At 45.0% G+C, this 22,637-nt stretch carries 17 protein-coding genes; 11 read left to right on the top strand and 6 right to left on the bottom strand.

What is annotated here, in order from left to right; genetic code table 11:
• Positions 1-125: 125 nt before the first annotated feature.
• The 6 genes from AC0YN6_RS02725 (at position 126) to AC0YN6_RS02700 (ending at position 9,572) form a co-directional block, all read left to right on the top strand.
• Positions 126-1,862, top strand: a complete 1,737-nt coding sequence (locus AC0YN6_RS02725) for a sensor histidine kinase (RefSeq protein WP_475744929.1) — start codon at positions 126-128, stop codon at positions 1,860-1,862.
• Entirely contained in the window at positions 1,855-2,631 is a 777-nt protein-coding gene (locus tag AC0YN6_RS02720; protein WP_475744928.1) for a response regulator transcription factor, read from the top strand. The genes AC0YN6_RS02725 and AC0YN6_RS02720 overlap by 8 nt, the downstream gene beginning before the upstream one ends.
• Positions 2,632-2,784: 153 nt before the next feature.
• Positions 2,785-3,684 (top strand): ABC transporter permease, encoded by a 900-nt coding sequence (locus AC0YN6_RS02715; RefSeq protein WP_475745514.1) that lies wholly within the window; start codon positions 2,785-2,787, stop codon positions 3,682-3,684.
• Complete coding sequence (locus AC0YN6_RS02710) at positions 3,678-4,535, top strand: carbohydrate ABC transporter permease (RefSeq protein ID WP_475744926.1); 858 nt, start codon at positions 3,678-3,680, stop codon at positions 4,533-4,535. Before AC0YN6_RS02715 ends, AC0YN6_RS02710 begins: the two co-directional genes overlap by 7 nt.
• 54 nt (positions 4,536-4,589) lie before the next feature.
• Positions 4,590-6,137 (top strand): type 2 periplasmic-binding domain-containing protein, encoded by a 1,548-nt coding sequence (locus AC0YN6_RS02705; RefSeq protein WP_475744925.1) that lies wholly within the window; start codon positions 4,590-4,592, stop codon positions 6,135-6,137.
• A 150-nt stretch (positions 6,138-6,287) separates the two neighbouring features.
• Complete coding sequence (locus tag AC0YN6_RS02700; RefSeq protein WP_475744923.1) at positions 6,288-9,572, top strand: sugar-binding protein; 3,285 nt, start codon at positions 6,288-6,290, stop codon at positions 9,570-9,572.
• 47 nt (positions 9,573-9,619) lie between these two features.
• Here AC0YN6_RS02700 and AC0YN6_RS02695 read toward each other — a convergent pair whose 3' ends face one another.
• From AC0YN6_RS02695 to AC0YN6_RS02685, 3 genes are read right to left on the bottom strand one after another with little or no spacing between them, the layout of a single operon-like run.
• Positions 9,620-10,819: a Ger(x)C family spore germination protein gene (locus AC0YN6_RS02695; protein WP_475744922.1), complete on the bottom strand. Its 1,200-nt coding sequence runs from the start codon at positions 10,817-10,819 to the stop codon at positions 9,620-9,622.
• Positions 10,816-12,402 carry a spore germination protein gene (locus AC0YN6_RS02690; protein ID WP_475744920.1) on the bottom strand — a complete coding sequence of 529 codons (1,587 nt, stop codon included), beginning with the start codon at positions 12,400-12,402 and terminating at the stop codon, positions 10,816-10,818. Before AC0YN6_RS02690 ends, AC0YN6_RS02695 begins: the two co-directional genes overlap by 4 nt.
• A 2-nt stretch (positions 12,403-12,404) precedes the next feature.
• Positions 12,405-13,511 carry a GerAB/ArcD/ProY family transporter gene (locus AC0YN6_RS02685; protein ID WP_475744919.1) on the bottom strand — a complete coding sequence of 369 codons (1,107 nt, stop codon included), beginning with the start codon at positions 13,509-13,511 and terminating at the stop codon, positions 12,405-12,407.
• A gap of 546 nt (positions 13,512-14,057) precedes the next feature.
• Here AC0YN6_RS02685 and AC0YN6_RS02680 point away from each other — a divergent pair.
• The 5 genes from AC0YN6_RS02680 (at position 14,058) to AC0YN6_RS02660 (ending at position 18,377) form a co-directional block, all read left to right on the top strand.
• A complete protein-coding gene (locus AC0YN6_RS02680) occupies positions 14,058-14,387 on the top strand; it encodes a PadR family transcriptional regulator (RefSeq protein ID WP_475744918.1) in 330 nt (109 codons plus the stop codon).
• Between the two features lie 15 nt (positions 14,388-14,402).
• Entirely contained in the window at positions 14,403-15,269 is an 867-nt protein-coding gene (locus AC0YN6_RS02675; RefSeq protein WP_475744917.1) for a pentapeptide repeat-containing protein, read from the top strand.
• 13 nt (positions 15,270-15,282) lie between these two features.
• Entirely contained in the window at positions 15,283-16,044 is a 762-nt protein-coding gene (locus AC0YN6_RS02670) for an ABC transporter ATP-binding protein (RefSeq protein ID WP_475744915.1), read from the top strand.
• Positions 16,045-16,812, top strand: a complete 768-nt coding sequence (locus AC0YN6_RS02665; RefSeq protein WP_475744913.1) for an ABC transporter permease — start codon at positions 16,045-16,047, stop codon at positions 16,810-16,812.
• 131 nt (positions 16,813-16,943) lie between these two features.
• Entirely contained in the window at positions 16,944-18,377 is a 1,434-nt protein-coding gene (locus AC0YN6_RS02660; RefSeq protein ID WP_475744912.1) for a leucine-rich repeat domain-containing protein, read from the top strand.
• 73 nt (positions 18,378-18,450) lie between these two features.
• Here the strand turns inward: AC0YN6_RS02660 and AC0YN6_RS02655 are convergent, their stop codons facing one another.
• The 3 genes from AC0YN6_RS02655 to AC0YN6_RS02645 form a co-directional block, all read right to left on the bottom strand.
• Complete coding sequence (locus AC0YN6_RS02655) at positions 18,451-19,512, bottom strand: S-layer homology domain-containing protein (RefSeq protein WP_475744910.1); 1,062 nt, start codon at positions 19,510-19,512, stop codon at positions 18,451-18,453.
• A gap of 343 nt (positions 19,513-19,855) precedes the next feature.
• Positions 19,856-20,185 (bottom strand): hypothetical protein, encoded by a 330-nt coding sequence (locus tag AC0YN6_RS02650; protein ID WP_475744908.1) that lies wholly within the window; start codon positions 20,183-20,185, stop codon positions 19,856-19,858.
• A 2-nt stretch (positions 20,186-20,187) separates the two neighbouring features.
• Positions 20,188-22,170 carry a PrsW family intramembrane metalloprotease gene (locus AC0YN6_RS02645; RefSeq protein WP_475745513.1) on the bottom strand — a complete coding sequence of 661 codons (1,983 nt, stop codon included), beginning with the start codon at positions 22,168-22,170 and terminating at the stop codon, positions 20,188-20,190.
• Positions 22,171-22,637: the final 467 nt, after the last annotated feature.

Raw genomic sequence — 22,637 nt, 5'->3', positions numbered from 1 at the left:
GAATATTAAATTTGTATAAGTTCTTCATAACATACTACTAACGCACATCTTTGGCATTTGGTATGTTCATAGAATGATTGGAATAGATACATATGAAAGAGATGACATTCGCTGGAGGAGAGAATATGCTTCAAAAGCTATGGCAAAACGTTAAACCGCAATCGATTAAATCCAAGCTTTTTTTATCTTTTCTTGTCATTATTCTTGTCCCGTTGTTCCTGATTCAGATGAACAATCAGACCCGGCTGGAGAACACCTTTGTGGAGAATACTTCTTTCCAAAGTTTGCAACAGCTCAATCTGCTGAAGACAACGCTGCTAGATGTGAGAAGTCAGATCTTTCATGCGACCTTCGGATGGGAGCAGGATGATGAAGCGATCTCAGCCTTGCGGCAATCGGATAAACCCGCTGAAAGAGAACAGGCCGCCGCTTTGTTCTTGAATAGAATTACGCTCATTCGAGAGGACCGATTAACCTATGGCGAGTGGATTCATGGCGAGCTGTTCAATACCCAAGGTGAATGCTTGTATAGTACTCAAGATGAACAGACTTCGCCTTCTTGTCAAGAAATACTGGATCCGTCAACGGCCAGCCTGCTGCAATGGAGCACGGTTTTCATCGGCGGGCAAGCCAATCTCGTGTATATGAACACGCTGCGCACGGAAGACGGCAGTCTTGCCGGCTATTATCGGATTCGCTTTTTGCTAGGGAGCTGGTTTTCATCGAACTCAAGCTCGGTAGGCGCGCTGCAAAATTTTGCAGTGATGAAGGATGGCCACGTACTCGCTGAGACCAAACCTTATTTCCCCATCCCTCAAGCGATTCAGTTTAAAATAACTAACGGAGAGTTATCCACCGCCACCCCTTATTTAGATGCGGATGCCTCCGTGCTCATTAATTATATCTATGATCCCCTTCTGCAATGGTACATCGTCTGCCAATTTCCAATGGGGCTGTTTCTAGGCGACATGCATGAGCTGAGAGCAAATGCCATGCTGCAGTTTCTGCTGTTCAGCAGCTTCTTTACGCTAGTTACCTATCTAATCCTGCTGCGGACGACGAGACCGCTTGCGCTGCTGCAGCGCAAGATGGGTCAATTGATCGATAAGCAATTTAAAGTACAGCTTGATGAGCGGGGGATGGATGGGGAGGTACTGTTTCTGGCGAAAACGTTTAACACGATGACTCTTAATATGGACAGTCTTATTGAGCGGCTAAAGGCGGAGGAGCGTCAGAAGGAGGCCGCCCAGTTTCAGGTGCTTCTCTCCCAGATGAATCCACATTTGCTGCTTAACACATTAAATACGATGAAATGGATGGCTCTGGCCAGGGAACAGCGGGAAATTGCCGACATCTGCATTCATTTAGGCCATTTGCTGGAAGCAAGCCTGAGGATGGATGTTGATCTTGTACATATGAAGGACGAGCTAGAGCTAGCCCATTCCTATCTCAAACTGCAGCAATACCGCTATCTGGACAAAATGACTTACGAGGTTACCGTGGACCCTGAGGTCGAATATGCATTAGTTCCGAAGTTTAGTCTCCAACCGCTCGTTGAAAATGCGATTCAGCATGGCATCGCACCGATGGAGGGGAAGGGCAGCATTCATATTTATGCCAAAAGAGACGGTCAACAGCTGCTCCTTCACGTGATAGACAATGGCATTGGGATGGAGGAGGCTGCGAAACTTCAGATCATGCGGAAGAGAAAGGGCATCGGCCTGCGCAACCTGAAGGAAAGAATGGGCTTGTTGTTTAAATCGAATGCTCAGCTTGTCATAGAAACGAATGCAGGGGGCACCAAGGTTGTTCTCACCATGCCTTTACTGTTGTCCATGCCTTATCAAAAGGAAGGTGATTAAGATCGAATGGTCTGTCATTGTTGTAGAGGATGAAGACTTTGTACGGGACACCATTATTCGTCTGATCCCCTGGGAACAGGAGGGCTTCAAGCTAGTTGGAGTGGCCGCTGACGGCATTCCGGCATTGGAGCTGATTCGCGAGAAGCAACCAGACCTGGTCATTACAGATATCGTCATGCCGCGAATGGATGGTATTCATCTGCTCAAGCAGGCTAGGGCAGATGGCAGCACAGCCAAGTTTATTATGCTCACCTGCGTAAGTGATTTCGAATATGCCCAGCAGGCTCTGGAATATGGTGCCAGCAGTTATATTCTTAAATTATCAATGGATATCGAGAAGCTGAGAGCTTCACTGAAGAAAGTGTCTCAGCAGCTTATGACGGATAAGCTCCAAAAAAATCTCGTAGAAGAGCTGGAGCAGCATACGAAACACCAATCCTACTCGACTGATCATCTCCAGGTTAATCGCGTATTGCAATACATACAACTGCATTATGCCGAGGAGATTACACTTAAGGGTATGGCTGCGCATGTCGCGATGGAAGAGCATTATTTCAGTGCATTGTTCAAGAAAAAAGCAGGTGAAAACTTTAATCGCTTCGTCCAGAAAGTCCGTTTGGAGCACTCAAAAATTTTATTGAAGGGAACGGATCTTCCGCTCAACCTCATCGCCGAAAAAGTAGGCTTGAACTCGGATTATTACTTTATTCGGCTGTTCAAGCGCGAGTATGGATTCACGCCGGGAGAATTCCGCAGGACCGATGGGTAATCACAAAACAGCGTACTGAAGCGAAGTCAGATTTTTTGGTAAATCTTAAAAATGTGCAATCAATTCCATAACTCCGTTTATAAACAGCCTTCCATTTCCCTGATATAGTGGACTTATCGAACATCAGGAGGTGATGGAGTGAACGAGCAGCGTATGAGAATGGCATGGCAGATGAAGGCGCTCTATATTATGCTGCTTCCGGGTCTGATTTGGTTTTTCATCTACCGATACCTGCCGATGTACGGAGCCGTGCTGGCCTTTAAGGATTACGATCTGGCAGCAGGTATTATGAGCAGTCCTTGGGCGGATCCATGGTATAAGCATTTTCATTTTTTTTTCAAGTCGCCCTATTTCAGTCAACTGATGGCCAACACACTCCTCATCAGCTTGTATAAGCTGGTGCTCGGCATGCTGCCGCCGATCGTAATGGCCATTCTGTTAAATGAATGCAGGATCATGTGGTATAAGAGATGGGTGCAGACACTCAGCTACATGCCTCACTTTTTCTCCTGGGTAATTATATATGGCATCAGCTTGGCGATGTTATCGGAGAGCAGCGGAGTCGTTAACCGGTTTATTCTCCAACTGACAGGGGAAACAATCCCGTTCCTTACCTCTAATGACTGGTTTAGAAGCGTGCTCGTCGGGACGGATATTTGGCAGAATATCGGCTGGGGCGCAATCATCTATCTCGCTGCGATGTCGGCCATTGATCCTACATTATACGAGGCCAGCAGAGTAGATGGAGCAGGAAGACTGAGACAAATATGGCATATTACATTACCGGGTATTCGCAATGTCATCGTACTGCTCCTCATTCTGCGCTTGGGGCATATGCTGGATGCAGGCTTCGAGCAAGTATACGTGATGTACAATATTCAGGTATATCAGGTTGCAGATATTATCGACACGTGGGTCTACCGCACTGGCCTTGAGCAGCTTAGCTTCGGTCTGGCAACGGCTGTTGGTTTGTTCAAATCGTTAATCGGGATGTTTCTGGTGCTCTTCTCCAATCATCTGGCCAAAAGGTGGGGAGGCGGAGGCATATGGTAAACCGGCGTTTCACAGCCTTTGATTGGTTCATCTACGCGGCACTGCTCGCGGTCGGGTTAGCGACGCTGCTTCCTTTTATGTATGTCATAAGCGTATCCCTCACTCCTTATTCGGAGGTCATGCGCAACGGAGGTTTTGTGCTGCTGCCGAAATCGATCACCTTTGATGCGTACAAGCAGCTGTTTGACCGTCCCATTATTCCAAAAGCTTTTGGTGTTACATTATTTCTCTCCACGGCAGGAACCGCCCTGAACCTTGCCCTTACGCTGCTGATGGCTTATCCATTGAGCCGAAAGAAGCTGCCTTGGAGGACACCGCTGCTATTGTTCGTAGTGTTCACGATGCTGTTCAGCGGAGGCTTAATTCCAACGTATTTGGTTGTTAAATCTACGTTTTTGCTCAACACAATGTGGGCGATGATTATTCCCAGTCTAATCTGGGCGTTCAACATTCTCGTTATGAAGACGTTTCTGGAAGGCTTACCCGAGGAGCTGTTCGAATCAGCGCGGATAGATGGTGCGGGAGAAGGCACCATGCTGCTGAACCTGGTCATACCGCTTTCGATTCCATCCATTGTGACTATCGGACTTTTCTATATGGTAGGACACTGGAATCAGTTTTTCCTTGGCGTCTTGTATATTCAGAACCACGATTTGTACCCGCTGCAGCTTGTCGTTCGCAACATTCTTATTTCCGCCACGCAGGTGGAGACTAACGTAGAAGTGACGCTGCCAACGGCCACGCTTCAGATGGCTGCGGTCGTCTCGGCAAGTCTGCCGATTGTCCTCGTATATCCGTTTTTTCAGAAGCATTTGACGAAGGGCATGCTGCTGGGCTCGATTAAAGGGTAATGCGCGAGCAATCGCATACGAAATATATTTTCGAGATGACGGGGGGACGAGAATTTGAAGAAAACCAAATGGATGAAAACCGCCGCTGCTGCTGCCGTGCTGTCACTTTTGGTGACCGCTTGCTCAGGAGGCAACCAGCCACCAACGAACAGTGTGAGCACCAATACGCCTGAGAGCACAGCGAAGCCAACTGAAGCGCCGAAGACAGCCAAAGTGGAAGTGTTTAAAGTTGGTCAAGGGGTTACCTTTCCGGAAGTCGATTTCGTGAAGGAGCAGATATTGGGCAGCGTCAATGTCGAGCTTTCGTTGACGCTAGCAGCGAATAAGGACGACTTCATCAATCAATTGAACACACGCGTCGCTGCCGCCAATTTCCCCGATGTGATGGAGCTTCCGGACAAAGGACTGTTCGATCAATACGTCAAAAACAATCTGCTGCTCGATTTGACGCCATACATGGATCAATTGTCGAACGCTGCTGCCTTCGTTGGTGAAAAAAATCTCAAAAAAGGCACCGTAGACGGGAAAACATTTGCTATCGTCAAAGAACCCAACCCAACCGCTTCGAATTTCTGGGTGCGAAAGGATTGGCTGGATAAGCTGAAGCTGAGCGTACCACAATCGGTGGATGAGCTGCTGCAAACCGCGATCGCTTTCCGTGAGCAAGATCCTGATAACAATGGACAGAAAGATACGTATGGCGTATCCGGCATCGGCGGCGCTGGTGTGGTCGGAAATTTCCAAGGCATCTTCAGTGCTTTTGGATCAACCGGTCTTTGGAATACGTTCTCCATTGAAGACGGCAAGCTGATTAACGGCCTTTATGATCCACGCTCTGCTGAAGCGCTATCGTTCGTGAAGACGTTTTTTGACGCAGGCGTCGTCGATCCAGATCTTCTGGTGAACAAAAACTTTGATCGTATCTACCAGGGCTTTGCCGGCATAGTCTTTACCGACTGGTCCCAAATGGCTAAGGATGACAAGCTTGCGAGCATTAAAGCGGCAAATCCGAATGCGGAGTGGATTCAATTAAATGCGTTGACCGGTCCGGGCGGCCTATCGTTCGCTGGCAATGTAGATATTGGAAAAACGAGCGGCTACGTCACATTACCTAAGGCGCTGGAGAAAAATCCTGAGAAGCTTCAGGCTGTGCTGAAGGCGATCAATTACATTGGCTCAGACGAGGGACTTAAGCTGGTACAATATGGACTCGAGGGCACCCACTACAACGTGGAGGGCGATAAGGTCGTCGCCACAGATCTTATGGGTAAAGAAGCGGCCTATATTTGGCCTTATCAGCTGGTAGGAAGACCGGAGCTTGAATATTTGAAGGTGAAATTCGCCAATCAAAGCAAGGATATCGAAACGGGCATCAATCAGCCGCGCATCGAGGTATATAATTCCTTTATTTCTATCCCTGAAGGCTTCAATGGTGCGGACGCGGACAAATATGCGCAGGAGGAAGTGACCAAGTTTGCATATGGCAAACGACCGATGAGCGAGTTCGGCAAATTCCTGGAAACGCTCGATTCCGCTTTTGGCAATCAGACGCTTGTTAAGGCAGCTGAGTCACAGCTCAAGGAGCTAGGGTATATAAATTAAAGACAGCCGACATAGTCGGGAACGTCTCAAACCAATAGTCGATGTTTATTCGCAAAAATGGACATGTACAGAATTCCTTCAGCATACGAAGGATAGTTTGTACACGTCTATTTTTGCTCTTTATTCTAAAAAAAGAAAGGTGGAATTCAGATGAGCTTGTTGTTGAAAGCGTTATCAAGAATCCTTTTTCTTTCCCTGCTCTTCAGCACGTTCACTGCGATAGGACCGGTGAACTCCAGTACTCATGCATTTGCCGACCCGCAAGCAACAGAGCTAGTCGTAGGGGATTTTGAAAGTGCGGATGAAACATGGGATTTTCTGATCGGCAGCAGCGGCTCACTTGGCAATGGAGAGTTTACGAGAGATGCTGCAAACGCACAGTCCGGGAGTTCTTCAGGCAAGCTCCAGCTCAATTTCGGAAGCAGCTCATCTTATCGCTACAGCTATGTCATGCTTGAGAAATACTTGTTCAAACGAGTACTGCCAGTCGATGCGCAGCAGCTATCCTTCTGGGTCAAAACGAGTGATATGGCACGTTTCGATCTCATCCTGCTCGACAATTCCAATCAGAATCATCAGCAGACGATTATTCTGCAGCCTACTACCGATTGGCAGCAGGTGACCGTCAGCTCATTCACCTCGGGAACCAATTATACGAAATGGGGCGGCAAAAATGATGGCGTCTGGTATGGTCCGCTCAAAAAAATAAACTTTAAATTAACGAGCCAATCTATGAAAGCTGGCAAAACTACAGGCGATATCTGGTTCGACGATATTCGTGCGACCGTGAATCCCCCAGAGCTGGCTGTTGCCCAGGTTCAGATAGGCAATGTATTCTCCGGCAGTCGTACTGCCGCGTTTGACGTCTTAACGACCGGAGATACGCTGGATTGGAGCGCCTTTAATGCATGGGGTGAGCCGGTCGTATCAGGAACCTCTGCCGTAACAGGCGGCAAACAGCGTCTCAATGTAACCGTGCCAGAGGACGGCTACTACCGTTTGTCATTGACAGCCTCTTCATCCGGTAATGTTATCAAAAGCACAGAAACGACATTTGCTGCGCTTTCAGCATTTGATCTGTCAGCTGTAACCGCTTCGCCATTTGGAATTCAGACGCATTTTGGAATTAACTGGAACAGGGAGATGACTCCGCTGCTCAAGCATGCAGGACTCAAAAACGTAAGGGATTCCTTCTATTGGTCCGAGGTCGAGCTGAGCCAGAACCAATACACGTTTAATCCCAAAACGACGCTTCCTCTGCAATCATTCCGGGATTTCGGTATTGATCCGTTACTAGTCTTCGGACTAAGCAATAAATATTACGATGCTGGAAAAACGCCTTATACGGAAGCTGCGCATGTCGCTTATGGGAATTACGTTAAAGCCATGCTGAATAAATTTGGCACACAGCTGAAATCGGGCGAGATCTGGAACGAGTTTAATCTCCCATATTTTGGCGGCAACGGACCTGCTGCTTCCCGATCAGACATCTACTTTAATCTGCTCAAGGAAGGCTATGAAGCTATAAAATCGGTACGGCCGGATCTTACGGTGGTAGGCGGCGTAACGGCAGATGTCCCGCTCGATTGGCTGGAGGATTTGTTCGAGCTTGGCGGGCTGGACTATATGGATACACTATCGGTACATCCCTACCGGTATCCGGAAACACCGGAAGGGCTGCTGGAAGAAATCGATCACTTGAACGAGCTAGTACGCGATTATAATAACGGTCAAACCATTCCGCTCTGGTTCTCGGAAATCGGGTGGCCTACCCATCTGAATCCAACAGGCGTAGATGAGAATACGCAAGCATCCTATTTGATACGCAGCTATGTCCTTAGTATCGCGGCAGGCGTTGAGAAAATCTTCTGGTACAATCTGATGGATTCAGGCACGGATAAGCTGTATAACGAGCATAATTTCGGCATTGTCCACAATATGGGCGATGCGCTTGGAGCTTATACGCCTAAACCGGCATACGTCGCATTGTCAACCCTTACAAGACAATTAACCGGTGCATCCCCCGTCAGTCAGAAGGAGAAAAACGGCATTTATCGCTATACATTCAACAAAAACAATCAAGACATTCATGTTCTATGGGCGCTAACCGAGCAGAATGTCACGTTATCTACCGAAGATCCATTGACAGTAACTGATATGATGGGCAGAACAAATACGTATACTCCGACTAATGATAAAGTGTATTTGACTTTGTCCGGTGAACCGCTGTTTATTCAAGGAAACCTTGAAAATATTAAAGCGGCTAGTCCTTATTCACTTCAAACCAATCCGGTCTATCAAGGAGATGCGGTTACCGTTGTGCTTCAGGTTGATCGATCGGCGCCTAAAGACGAAGGGACTGCCTCGATTAGCTTTCGCGGCGTAACCAAAGAGATTGAAATCGATGGTCCAGGTGACTATTCCGTTCAATTCCCAGAAGCGGATCAGATCGGGAGCTGGAGAGTCTCAGCCGAGATCTCAGCCGATTGCAAGGCAACAGCGGGTATATTCACTGCCGTTAAGGTACGCCATGCAGAAGGCGGCTCAGCCAAGCACGTACTGAGAAATGGTGAGGATGTTATCGAGGTATTAATCAACAATGCTAGAGAAACCGGGCGTACGTTGACGCAGATCGACTGGAATATCGGAGGCTCAACTGGTTCGGAGCAATATCACGAGCCAATTCCATCAAACTCAGACCTTGCCGTAGACTTTCCGCTCACCGGGCAGCCTGTCGGTACTTTGCTGCCGTATAGCTTCCTCATCTATTTGGAGGATGGTGCGGTGCTGCAGACTGAAGGTACGTTTAAAGTAGCTGCTCCTGAAGGGAGAGTGCTGATGCCCTATCGTACTCTTGAACAGATTAATGATGTAGACGGATTAGCAGGGATCGATCTGATCACTGATGTTAATTCCAGAATTCCGTCGAGCAGCGGCGTTGATGATTTTAGCGGGAAAATATGGGCGACCTACGATGAGGAAAATCTGTATATGTATGCACGCGTCCACGACAATGTGTGGTCACAGCTGAATAGCGGAGATGCGATATGGGGAGGCGACAGTATACAGTTTGCCGTGTCTGCGGGAATGCCGGGCGAGAATTTGCAATGGTATGAATATGGCATGGCTTTAACCACACAAGGTCCTGAGCTCTACAGATGGATGGCGCCTCAAGGATTCGAAGCAGGACCGATCGATAATCCTAACCTGCAAATCACAAGAGATGAGACGGCGAAGGATACCATTTACCAGTTGGCGCTTCCATGGACTGAGTTGGCTCCTATTACGACCAGTGACGGCTTGCTCAGCCTGTCTATCGTCGTGAATGAGAACGACGGCAATGGACGACGGGGCTATGTTGAATGGGGAAGCGGCATTGGATCTAGCAAGCAGTCATCCTTATTTAAGCCGGTTATACTGGGAACGACGGAATGAAAGTAATACGAGAGAGCCGAACCTGGCTCTCTTATGAAGTCTTACCACTAGTTGTTATCATTTAAAAATGTATTTGTTTCCAATCCTGGGGATCTTATTTTCATGCTTACATTCACTTCAATTTCCGCCTTCACGAACTCCTCATTCCAAGTCTCTTTGATTTCTTTGAAGCTTTTGTAATCCTGCCTATTCATGACTTCTCCGAAACCAAATATATCGGATTCATATTTCTTTTGAACGTTTTTAATGATACTTTTTATTCCATTTTCCACCTGTTTTTCAATCAGTTTTTGAAATCTTTCGTTTGTTTCTAATTTCCTCATGTCGTCTCTACATTGTGTACCTTCTAATTTTCCATCTAATGTAACAAAAATCTTTATCATTGGCTTATCATTTTTGTAGTGAGCCGTTACTTTTGTGCGAGAATAAAAAATACGAACTGTGATGAACTTATTTTTTTCACAAGGAGCTGTGATAGAGGTTGAATTAATTCTGTTTTGTGTCCACAAATAATATCTAGTATCATCAACGTCAAGAAAGCCTTTAAGCTTCATTGCCTTGAAAACGGCTATTCCGCTCATTAACACCATAGCATCGGGCTCAGTAGTCTCCATATTACTTTTTCTTTTTCCTTTTTCAACATCACCTTGTATGGATACAGAGGACACCGTAGGTTCTCTTCCTTTTGAAATCATAGCTGAAATAAAATCCTTAAGTTTACTATTGGGCGTTCCGCCATAATCTTGGAACATGGTATCAAGTTGTGTATTTAGTTTGAAAGAAGAAGATTTTTGCAGAGGATAAGAAACCTTTAATACATCGGATGCTGAACTGCCTTTCGCAATTATTAGATTATATTCATTTCGTATTTCTCGATCTCTGTCCATAAAGTCGATAAATTCAAGTAAACCCTCTTTAGCAATCTCTTCACTGATGACTATAATTTGCACATGAGAGTAAATTGATGTTCTAGTGAAGCTAATATTCAATTTATTTACAAGTTCTGCTATCATATCGCCCTCTACACTAAATACGATAGAAGGGGTAGCCTTACCACCTGTCTTCGGATTTAATTCTGTTGCAATGACCGATTCGGCTGTTAGTTTATATTTTTTATTCTTGCCTTTATCTATCGCAATACCTCTAATAAGTGATGCTTCATTAAGCTCTTTTCGGTCCCAACAACCACTTGCGATTGTGATAATAATAAGCAAAGTTAGAAACAAACTAATTATTCTTGTTATCATTCAGAATCTTCCTCCATTGGGGGCGTAGGGGACTTAATATTAGGTTGTTTAAGTTGTTTTTTAGTTTTAAGAAAACTTGTTCTCTTTTTTAACGAAAAGATAGGAAATCGAAAAATAACATCTTTTTGGTCTTCAATTATAAAAGGCGCAAACGGAGCCATGTAGGGAATTCCGAAAGAACGAAGGCTGCACAAATGTCCGATCAAAAGAATCAAACCTATTGCCACGCCGTAAAGACCTAATAAGGAAGCAAACAGGATTAGAATAAACCTCAATAAACGAGTCGATACAGCAAAACTATAAATAGGGGAGACAAAGCTTGAGATGGTCGATAAAGCAATAATTATCACTGTTGTAGTCGAAACAATTCCAGCTTCAATAACAGCTTGACCGATAACCAACCCTCCAACAATAGATACGGTAGGACCTACAGCTTTAGGCATACGAGCACCGGCCTCCCGTAATATCTCAAAAGTAATTTCCATCATAATTATTTCGATTAGAGCCGGAAAAGGAATATTTTCTCTTTGTGATGTAAGACTTACCAATAATGTTGTCGGAATTATTTCAATATGATACGTGGCAATAGCTAAATATATAGAAGGAAACAGGAGAGAGATAATGAAGGATATATATCTAATCATTCGAGCAAACGAACTCATCATAAAAGGATGATAATAATCTTCAGATACTTGGAAAAAATCATTAAGCACAGTTGGAAGTAGAAGCACGAATGGGCTTCCGTCCACAATAATAGCAATTTTTCCTTCCACTAAATTTGCTGAGATCGTATCTGGTCTTTCAGAATTATAAATAAGAGGGAAAGGTGTGATCGTTTTATCTGCAATTAATTCTTCAAGTGTTCCTGAATCAAATAGGGCATTGGTTTTAATGTCACTAATTCTTTTGATTATTTCTTCTAGAATTCCACGATTCACAATTCCATCTATGTAGCACAAGTAAGTAGTTGTAGAGGTATCTGAGCCTAAAATGTGTTTTTCGAAACGAAGCGAAGGGTTTTTTATTCTGCGCCGAATTAAGCTCAAATTTGTTTCGCATGATTCGGTAAAACCATCTTTTGGACCGCGAATAATTCCTTGTGTACTAGGCTCTTCAATAGAGCGTGATGAAGTTGAAGTCATTCCTATAGAAATTACTTTGGCAAAGTCTTTTATAAAAAAAATAACATGACCAGTAAGAATACTTTCTATTACTTGAGATTCATATTCTAACAACTGAAATTGCGTTCCTGCTAATTTCTCCTTACAAAAATCGTTAAGCTCATTAACATTTTCCATAGGTGAATTATTTACAGAAGCAATGGAAAGTATATGCACAATTTTATCTGTTATAGATTGTGAATCAATCATTGATGTAAGATAGCAAAGTTGTGCGTCTCGTCCATTAAAATAAATAGACTCTGTATAAAAATCAGATGTGGAACCGAAAATTTCTTGATAACGTTTTCGATTATTGTCTAAATCTACTTCTATCATTCTATTTTGGCTTTCTTGAGGAATACTCCATTGGCCATTTATGTCTTTATTTTTTATTTTGGTTTTCAATTTTTTGTTAATTAACATTTTTAAGGCTCACTCCTTTTTTCTCGACTTCTCCAGATGATATACAAAAAAATTAAAAAAGGGATTAGAAATTGGAAAGGGATATGAATGAAAGGTACGATCTTCAAGCCTTTTTGAAAGTGTTCAGTGGTGTTAGCAGCAATTAATATTGTAAACAATGATATTTGCATAGCTATAGGAATAACGAAGAATCGGTATTGAAATTTTGTAATGTGTTCTAACCCCCGTAGGGCGCAGTAGAAAAATATACTTACTTTCACGTATATTCCCATCATCATCGCAAAAACAACGAATGCATCCAACCGCTCTATAAAATGAGCAACTGATATTTCTCGTGCTGCATTCACTAGAGGAAATACAGCACGTTCACTCATTTCAAATCCCAAGACACTAATTCTAATTACAGCAAAACAAGTTAGTAATAACCCTGCTAAGGCAATAGAAATAGTCCCTATTTTTTTTGCATGAATTAATTGACTGACATAAGCCCCGATAATCATATATACAATTAGTTCACCATTTGGAAAAGTCAGAAGGCCCGGAAAAATAGCCGTTATTATTGGTTTAAAACCGTCAGCAAGAATAGGCTGTAAATTCACAAAATGAAGACTTCCGCTAATAAACAGAAAGAACATAATTAAAACCAAAAAAAATATACTAAATGGTAAAATAATTTCGGTACTCCTCCCTAAAACCTCTATTCCCATGTAAAGAATATAAGAAATGACTAACATGAAGGTTATCGAAATTACCTCCATTGGCGTATTTGGGAAAATAACTATTTTAATCATTTCGCAAAAATCACGTAAACTACGGGACGCAATATAAATAAAGTATTCAATATAACACAATGATAAAAATATCGATGATTTCCTTCCAAAACATGCCTCTAATATTTCAAACAAGTTTTTATTGGGCATTTTTAATAAAATGAAATTATAAAATTGTATTAATCCAATTCCTATAAATGATGCGAGCATGACAGCGATCCACGCATCCTGTTTTGCTTCATTTGCAATACCGACGACAATTGTATTACCTATTTGGAAGCTGAGTAGAAGAACGAATAGCTGCGACAAAGATATTTTTTCCACAAGGTTCGTTTTCACAGTACTTAGCTCCTTAGATGGCTATAATGTTTTTTTATTATTCTTTAATCGATAATCAATAATAATGGAGTAAATAAGGCTGGTTCCAACCGTTACTAATACAATTATTCTCTCCGCTGGTCTTTTAAATTCTAAGATATTCATTAATGCTTTTAGGAATGTAGTGTGAAGCATTGTAGAGTCAATAAAAGTGATTATTGCCATTCCAATACTCATAACTACTAAAGTATAAAATGTAACCAAACTGCTTTCCTCTCCTTAACCCTCAGTATCATTGACATAATTTAACCAAATATGAGAATCGTATTCAAAAAATTTTTATTTTGTAAAGTTTGTCAGAGGACAAAAACATATATTCATTGGAAACCGCGTAAACAGCGGTTTTTTTGTTGTCGAAGAAGGACTGGCATAACTTTATTCACAACCAATGCAACTTCATGATCAGGACGTACCTTCTCGGCAAAGGCTTTTTCTTAGTATTTTGATTAAAATAGTACCTTGACAGTCATAGTAGTGTATCGTATTATACAGTTGTGAGGTGATGAAATGAGCGAGAACAAAATTACATCCGACCTGCTGCGCGGACATACCGATACGATGATATTGCGACTCTTATCCGAAGCAGATCGTTATGGGTACGAAATTGTCAAGTTGATTGCGGAGCGCTCAGGCGGTGAGTATGAACTAAAAGAAGCTACAATGTATTCCAGTGTTCGGCGACTTGAGGCGGAGGGTGATATCGAGTGGTATTGGGGTGACGAATCGCAAGGCGGCCGGCGCAAATATTTTAGAATAACCGAGAAGGGCAGGGAGACTTACGCCCGCAACAAAAACAACTGGGAGTACGCAAAGAGTGTGCTTAAAAATTTATTATAAGGAGAGTGCATGTCTATGAATGACAAATTGACCAACTATTTAAATGGTGTATTCGCACCGTACGATGGGGTGAAAAGCGTCGAGGAATTAAAAATGGATCTGCTCTTCGACCTGCAGGAGCGGTTCCGTGAACTCAAAGAAGAGGGTAAAGATGATGAAACAGCTTTCGAGATAACCATCGATAGCATTGGTGACATCGAGCAAACAGTACAAGAGGTCGCTAACCTCTCCCGCTCGCTGGAGCGGCAGGTGGTAACAAACTTTAGCGCGAGCAACCTGCCAATGAGCGACTTTGCGGGTGTTATTGCGCATAAAGGAAATTTTACATCGAGCGCGTTACGCGGTTCCGACTTTGCAGGCGCAGACTTGACCGGCAGTTCGTTTAAAACCAGCGACGTACGTGAAGCCAATTTTGATGGTGCGAATCTGACTGACTGCAGCCTTTCCTCCTTAGACCTTTCGGATGCAAGCTTCAATGAGTCGATCCTTGTACGAACCAACTTCAGTACTTCGGGAATGGACGGAGCAAAATTCACAGGCGTAAAACTAACCGAGGTCACGCTAACCAAGATCGACCTTAGAAAAACAATCTTTGAAGGTTGTATCTTTGACGGCGTAAACTTTGTAAATTCCGACCTGAGCGGGCTGCGTCTTGACGGGCAAACCTTTATCGGCGTTAAATTTGACAAGTCGGCATTAAACGGAGTCTCGTTCAGGGGCGCAACACTCAAGAATGTGTCTTTTCAAGCTTATTTTTCGTTGACAAATAAATATTACCGTTCCATCAAAACCATCTGCTTTGACGAGGCAGTCATGGATAAGCTGACCTATGCTGCGCTTAAAGGCATGGGGGCCGATTTGTCCAAGGTTACTGTTCGATAAGGAGGGAGAAGTTATGATAAATAATTCGATTCAAGTCATTGGACTCCAAAAATCCTACAAGCAGCATCACGTCCTAAAGGGCGTTGATTTCGAGGTGGAAAAGGGCAGTATTTTCGCCCTGCTCGGCTCCAACGGGGCGGGTAAGACAACGGTTGTCAAAATCCTCACCACGCTGCTCAAACAAGACAGCGGAACCGCCACCGTAAACGGATTCGATGTTGCGTCAAAACCCGAGAATGTACGCCAGGCGATCAGTCTGACCGGGCAATTTGCCGCCGTGGACGAAATTTTGACTGGACGGGAAAATCTGATCATGATTGCCAAGCTACGATACCTCAAAAATCCGCGTCAGGTTGCTGACGACTTGCTTAAACGCTTCGGATTGACAGAAGCCGCCGATCGCAGGGTGTCTACCTATTCGGGCGGTATGCGCAGGAGGCTCGACATCGCCTTGAGCCTTGTGGGAAAACCGCAGATTATTTTCCTCGATGAGCCCACCACAGGTCTAGACCCTGAGGCGCGCATCGAAGTTTGGAAGATCGTAAAGGAGCTTGCAGACAGCGGCACTACGGTATTCCTAACCACGCAGTATTTGGAGGAGGCTGAGCAGCTTGCCGATCGAATTGCCATTCTGCACGAGGGTAAGATTATCGCCAGCGGCACGCTTTCGGAGCTGAAAAAGTTGTTCCCATCAACAAAGGTGGAGTATGTGGAGAAACAGCCGACTTTGGAAGAGATATTCCTCTCCATTATCGGCAAGAAGGAGGGAGCATAAATGGAGACGGTAAAAAAACATTTTTTTAACGATTTGGGTGTAATGCTCGGACGTTCCATGCGCCATATTTCCCGCAGTATGGACACCATCTTCACGGTCTGCATCACTCCGATTGCGATGATGCTGCTATTCGTCTATGTGTTTGGCGGCGCAATCCAAACCGGTACGGAAAACTACGTGAACTACCTGTTGCCAGGTATTCTGCTGATTGCGATTGCAAGCGGTATATCCTATACAGCTTTCCGCCTGTTTACCGATGTGCAGCGAGGTATATTCGAACGGTTTCACTCCATGCCGATTTCGCGTTCTACCTTACTTTGGGGGCATGTGCTGACCTCGCTGGTATCCAATGCCATCTCGGTTGTCGTTATCATTCTCGTAGCGCTCGTTATGGGTTTTCGTTCGTCGGCAGGGATATTAGAATGGCTTGCGGTAGCTGGCATACTCCTGCTGTTTACACTGGCCTTAACCTGGGTCGCTGCCATTGCAGGATTGTCGGCAAAATCAGTGGATGGCGCAAGCGCTTTTTCCTACCCGATCATCTTCCTTCCGTTTATTAGCTCGGCATTTGTGCCGACCGAGTCGATGCCTTCGGTCGTTCGTGCCTTTGCTGAAAATCAGCCGGTAACCTCGATCGTCGAAGCCATTCGGGCGTTGCTGTCAGGTCAGCCGGTGGGCAATGATTTATGGACTGCACTTGCATGGTGCGTCGGGATCTTGTTTGTAGCCTATTTCTTTGCCATGATGGTGTACAAAAAGCGTTTTTAAATGAAGAAACACGACCCAGTACTGTACCGGTACTGGGTTTATTGTGAACATGGTAAAAAATGGACCGCAACCTTTTACCGGTTAAGAGCGTCACACAATGTATAGACACCGTAGAGGGGATAGAAATCATTATGAGTAAGGTTTTTAGTAAAGTTTTATCAGGGCTACTGTTGGTTCTCGTCATTTGTCTTAGCTTGCCTGGACAGGCATCTATGGAGCAGGCTTCATCGGAAGTAAGCTTTCAGGACGAGCAATTGGCGCAAGCTATCAAACAAATTTTAAAAAAGAATGAAAATGAAGCCGTTATGCAGAAAGATATGGAATCCTTAACCGTAGTTAATCTTTCAAATCGAAAAATTAAAAGCCTGAATGGCTTACAATACGCTTCTAATTTGACTCATCTTGATTTATCTAATAATGAAATTAATGATATTGAACCGCTCAAATCGTTGACTAAGATTCGGGGTCTCGATATTTCGCGGAATCAGATCGTTTCAATCGAGGCTTTATCCTCGATGACGGATATGGGAAGTTTACAAATGAACTCGAACAAAATAGCGTCAATTGAGGTCGTTAAGAGATTTCCGCGATTGCATACGTTCGAAGTGAATGATAATCAAATTTCGAATATACAGGCCTTATCGACGGCTACACAACTAACATGGCTAAAAATGAACGGGAATCAGATTGAGAATATTGGGCCCTTAAGTAAATTGATCAAACTTAACAATTTGGATCTCACGAACAATCGGATTACGGACCTGAGTCCGCTTAAGCCACTGTCCAAAAGCATGATGAATCTTAACATCGGGAGCAATCGAATTTCGGATATTGGCGCACTTGAAGGGATGACTCTATTGAATTCTCTTTATGCGGAGAACAATCAAATCAAGGAACTTGGCCCTTTGAAAAAGCTGACGAACCTGGGTATCTTGAATCTCACGTCTAATTTGATTTATAATCTGGAGCCTTTGAAACCACTTTTGCAAATAAACAACTTGTACTTATCTGATAACCGAGTATGGAATTTGGAGCCAATTAGAAACCATAAGTTCGATACTCATTATGATACAGGAGCACTAAGATATGGTTTGCAATTAAGCCATAACTACTTGGACCTGGGAAGTACAACCAGAACGTCCTATCTTCTCAACAAACTTGCTGGGGAAGGACACCCTCTTAATCAGCTGAAAGCCCAACGATTAGTAATCGGCAGCACGAACGCTTACGTAGGGGAAAGTACTTTTAAGCTCAGCACAGCACCATTTATATCGTCGAGCCGTACTTATGTCCCGATTCGATTTGTGTCTGAACGGCTTGGTTCTAAAGTATCGTGGAACCAAAGCAAAAAAGAGGTAACGATCCACAAAAACAACACGACAATCCGCTGGGTAGTAAATGAGAAGAAAGCAATCGTGAATGGACAAACAGTTTCTTTTGATTCACCTTTGCTGTTGAAGAAAGGCAGTACGTTTGTACCCGTACGTTTTGTGTCTGAACTACTGGAATCGACCGTAGAATATATGGCGAATCCCAAAACCGTAATCATATTCGAGAAAAAATAGATACAAAAAAAGTGTGAGCTTTAGCAGCTCACACTTTTTTTTCATTTGAAATCTATCGAAAGATAGAACTTGATTATTGCTGCTCATTCTGATAATACATGTAAATTTTCCAACTGTTGTCGTTCATTTTCTTCAATAAGTAAATGCCGTCGGTTGTTATTGTTTCTGTGGTTTGTTCGTTATCTTTAGTAGTTGTTGCTTTGTAGCTCCCGCCTGTCGACTCAATCACGGCGAATCGATCTGTTTTATCAATGACATTAAGCCTCTGTTCACTGATTTTCTCCATTTCAATGTCATAACCATGGTTTGCGAGGGCAATTAGTTCTTCAGAAACTGAATGGCTAAACGCAAAATAATAGCCGGTATAAAATTGCGCATATACAGCATCCAATTGATCGTATGTTTTCGCTTTGATTACTTGGTTTTCCTTTTCCTCTGAATCTAAAACTGTAGTTAAGAGCAGATCATCTTCAGGTAATGCACTATTTTGCAAATCTAACGCACGCTGCAACATGACTACAGCTTCAGCTCGTTTCGCATTGGCGAAAGGTTTGAATTCCGTTTCACTGGCTCCTCGTACAATACCAGCCTGACTTGCCTTTATAATGGATGGTTTAGCGTAATATTCGGGTACATCTTCAAATTGCTTCATTTCTCCTTCAAATTGTACAGATGAAGAAAAGGCTCTAACGACCATTGTAGCAATCTCGCCGCGTTTTATAAGTTGATTTGGACTAAATTTTGTTTCACTAGTCCCATTAACGATACCTAAGGAGCTGGCAATGCGAATCGAATCGGAGTACCATTTCCCTTGCTCGACGTCAGTAAAAGTTGTTCCAGGCACATCGCTTGTCAAACCTAATGCGCGAATCAAAATCGAAACAAACTCCGCGCGGCTGATGGGACGGTTTGGATTTACCGTTACATTTCCTTCTTGATCCATATAACCTCGTAACAAATCTGCGTTCACAAAATTGTCGAGCTCGTAATAAGCCCAGTGTTCTTCAATGTCTGTCGGAAAGTAGTTTTCCAATGGAGTGAGTTCAGCAGCTTTCACTTGTACGGTATGAAGAGGATAAATCAGAAGCATAGATAGAAGTAAGAAGATCGAGCTGCGAAAATAAACGTTTTTCATTTTGATGTTCCTCTCTTGGTTGAAGAAAATTCTTCTATGAAGATATCAAAATAAAATCGCTCATTCTAGTGGAAAATTATGGACGTTCCTTAATAACGATAATTATTTGTCGAAGGCGCTGCCGTTTACTCGAATTTCTGGTAAATTGGCATTTCATTAAGTCTATGCTTTCTCCAAAAGGTAGTGGTACTGTATTGATTTTGCACAAGACGACGAACTTTCTCGGGCAGATATAGACATAGATGACTTAATTGAGCTAAAAACAATAGTATCACAGTTATAGAGCAGGCTCAGAGGTGGCCTGCTCATATTATTTGCGGATAAAACCGAACGCGGCCATGCGTCACCCGATATAAACTACCGTGCCCCCGCGCCGAAACGCACCCGGCAGCTCTTTCTCCAGCAGCTCCAGCCTGCGCAGCATATGCTCCTGTGCGTCGCCGCTCATCTTAGAGGCTACCCAGTCCTTCAACAGGTAGATTTCTTCCAGGATCGAGGGCACATCTTCTCTTTCCACATCCGTACCCCCTTGGAACAATGCGGTCCACTGGAGACCCAGCTCCTCAGCCGCCGGTTCCCAGTACTTTTTATAGAAGGCCTCCGTCGCAACCGGCAGCATGAACGAGCGTTCGAATTCATCTTCGGGATCGATGATAATAGCGCTAATCGACATCTTTACTTCACTCCAAATCTTATCGTAAATGTGTAATTCGGGAATTCCTGTCGCAAGCGGTTCAGGCTGTTCTCTGCCGCGGCACGCAGCTCCGGAGAGTCTCCGTCAAGCTGGAACTGGAAGTTGCGGATTCCTTTGATTTCCTCCAAGGTCGGAATTTCGGATGTTCCGTCCGGCGTTGTCCGCGTACCGACCGCCTTTTCCATCAGGTTGTTGATCCGCGTCCGCGTTTTCTGGTAGAGCTGTTTATCCGTAAACTGCTGCGGCGTCTGCTGCGGCTTGCCGGTTTTGGGATGAATGCGATTCAAACCTTCGGCCGACTTAGCTTCATAGAAAATGCCGTTCTCAATGTCAACGCCGTCGAACTCTCCTAGCGCGCCGTTGCGGCTGTCGTACAGTTCAACGCCTTTGTACTTCGCCTTACTCCAGTGCACGTAATCGTCCGAGTCTTTCGGCGGGGCCTGCTCTTGCTCATCAGAACCTTGTTTCTCTCCCGGCCTATCCCCATTCGGCTTGCGGGGGACGTCCGGATCAGGCTTGGTCCGGCGCCTGAGCAGCTTATCCAGCCAGTCCTTGAGACGCTTCCCGCCTTTCTCCGCCAGACGTCCGAATGGCACGCGGCTGAGTGCAAGGCCGATCAAAGCCGCAATGGCGTTCTCCGGCGTGAGCAGGCGCTTCGGATCCCGGATGTTCTTCGCGATCTCGTGTCCACTGGCTGGGATGCTCGCCGCGGTTAGCGCGATGCCGAGCGCCGGCCAGAAGCCAACGAACAGCAGGGAGAGGGCGAACGCTCCGAGGATGATGGCTCCCTTTTCCCCGAAGCTGAGGCGGTCCCACCAATTTTGCAGCGAGTCGAACATGCAGGAGAAGCAGGCGGCGTCGTCAGGTTGCACGGGTGCCAGCCAATAGGCCGCGAAGCCCGCAAGCAGGCCTGCCCCGATCAACAGCGCGGTCAGACCTGCCGCCATCCGGTAATGATGCTGCATCCGGCTGCGCAGATCTTCTTGGACGGAAACGGCCTCAGTATTGCCGTACAGCAAAGAAAATCCCATTTCCCGGCGGTCCCTCGTCCAAGCCATGACGCTGGCGAATCTCTCCCTCCTCCGGAAGATGGCCGCCGACATATGCCACAGCTCGGTGAGCGGATCTATGAACCGTTCGCCTGTCATCATCGGGAGCTGGATCTTTATCCGATTGAGCGCGATGTAATCCAGAACTAACCCCAGGACTAGCATCAGCAGAAAAACGTCCTTCGTTTGATAGCCGCTCCCGGTCCATTCGTGGATCATCATGACCCAGTCCGGCAAAGAGTATTGTCCGTTATAAGCGGCATGGTCCAGGATCGACCAGGCGAGCAGCAGCGCAGGCAGGGAATAGATTGCGTTTGTCAGCCGCTTGCGGAAGCGCACGGCTATCCCGACTCCGAGAGCGACCATCGCTGTGTGAACGGGATGGCTGACCGTCATGAGGGTCGGGAGAAAACTTTCTTCGAACCGACCGGGAAATAGCGTCCAGAAATCCCAGTGGATCGTCTCTCCTCCCAGCATTGTCGTGCTGTAACCGTACGTCCGACCTATGATCCCGGAGTTGAGCCATCTGCGGCTCAACTCTTCCATGAGCTGGAAGCCGACGCCCGAAGCCGCCCCCGCCAGCGTATAGTCGCTCAGGCTCATCGACGATGCTCGGCGCGAGAAGAAAAGATACAGGCCCAGAGGAAGCAGCTTCCATAACTCTTCCACGATGGGGGTGACCACCGCGACCGACCAGGTGTCCGACGTCTGACCGCCGATCAAGCCGTGTGACGCCATAAGCGTCCATGCCGTAACCGGGATCACGAGAACGATACCAAGCAGCATAAACATGGCGGTCTTCTTCCAAGTAAAGGTTTTACTCCGGCATAACAGCCAGAACTGCAGCATCACGTAGAACGACCACAGATACTGCACCAGCATCGTCCGCGAATCGCGAAAAAAGAACAAACCCACGATGAACAAAAGCAGCGACAGCCAACACCATATCGCATAGACGGTTTTGAGCCACGGATAACGCTTCGGTATTTCTCGTACGAATTGGTAAATAGCTTCCGCGTAGTCTCTGACACCGCTTCGGATCCGCCATATCGTATCCGTATCAATCCCTCCTTACAGAGCTTTCCCCGTGAAAGTCGGCAAATCCTCTTTCCAAATCATACTCGATAATCCGGTCATTGAATCATGAAAAGAAGAGATTGCTAAAAATTGGACTTTATTCCCAGTCCGATTGAACCACGCGAATTTTTTGGCGTGCCATCATTGTTGAATCAAAAGGGATGATCCGAAGTCCTGCCACGGTGGGTCTCATCGTGACGGCCTATGCTTTGATCGGAGCAGGTAGCGCCCTGTTGTCCGCTGAAAGTATATTAAGTATTATTATAGTTAGAATTAAATGAAGAAATGAGTTAATAATCGTAAAA

The organism is Paenibacillus sp. J22P15 (assembly GCF_056269345.1).
Note: the sequence above shows the minus strand (reverse complement) of the source record. Positions and strands in the feature narration are given on the sequence as shown.

Bases quoted from the DNA above. Each gene is read 5' to 3' on its own strand.
- AC0YN6_RS02725 (WP_475744929.1), top strand. From the start codon at position 126: ATGCTTCAAAAGCTATGGCAAAACGTTAAACCGCAATCGATTAAATCC.
- AC0YN6_RS02670 (WP_475744915.1), top strand. From the start codon at position 15,283: ATGATAAATAATTCGATTCAAGTCATTGGACTCCAAAAATCCTACAAG.
- AC0YN6_RS02690 (WP_475744920.1), bottom strand. From the start codon at position 12,402: ATGTTAATTAACAAAAAATTGAAAACCAAAATAAAAAATAAAGACATA.
- AC0YN6_RS02675 (WP_475744917.1), top strand. From the start codon at position 14,403: ATGAATGACAAATTGACCAACTATTTAAATGGTGTATTCGCACCGTAC.
- AC0YN6_RS02650 (WP_475744908.1), bottom strand. From the start codon at position 20,185: ATGTCGATTAGCGCTATTATCATCGATCCCGAAGATGAATTCGAACGC.
- AC0YN6_RS02680 (WP_475744918.1), top strand. From the start codon at position 14,058: ATGAGCGAGAACAAAATTACATCCGACCTGCTGCGCGGACATACCGAT.
- AC0YN6_RS02660 (WP_475744912.1), top strand. From the start codon at position 16,944: ATGAGTAAGGTTTTTAGTAAAGTTTTATCAGGGCTACTGTTGGTTCTC.
- AC0YN6_RS02710 (WP_475744926.1), top strand. From the start codon at position 3,678: ATGGTAAACCGGCGTTTCACAGCCTTTGATTGGTTCATCTACGCGGCA.
- AC0YN6_RS02695 (WP_475744922.1), bottom strand. From the start codon at position 10,819: ATGATAACAAGAATAATTAGTTTGTTTCTAACTTTGCTTATTATTATC.
- AC0YN6_RS02655 (WP_475744910.1), bottom strand. From the start codon at position 19,512: ATGAAAAACGTTTATTTTCGCAGCTCGATCTTCTTACTTCTATCTATG.
- AC0YN6_RS02715 (WP_475745514.1), top strand. From the start codon at position 2,785: ATGAGAATGGCATGGCAGATGAAGGCGCTCTATATTATGCTGCTTCCG.
- AC0YN6_RS02665 (WP_475744913.1), top strand. From the start codon at position 16,045: ATGGAGACGGTAAAAAAACATTTTTTTAACGATTTGGGTGTAATGCTC.
- AC0YN6_RS02700 (WP_475744923.1), top strand. From the start codon at position 6,288: ATGAGCTTGTTGTTGAAAGCGTTATCAAGAATCCTTTTTCTTTCCCTG.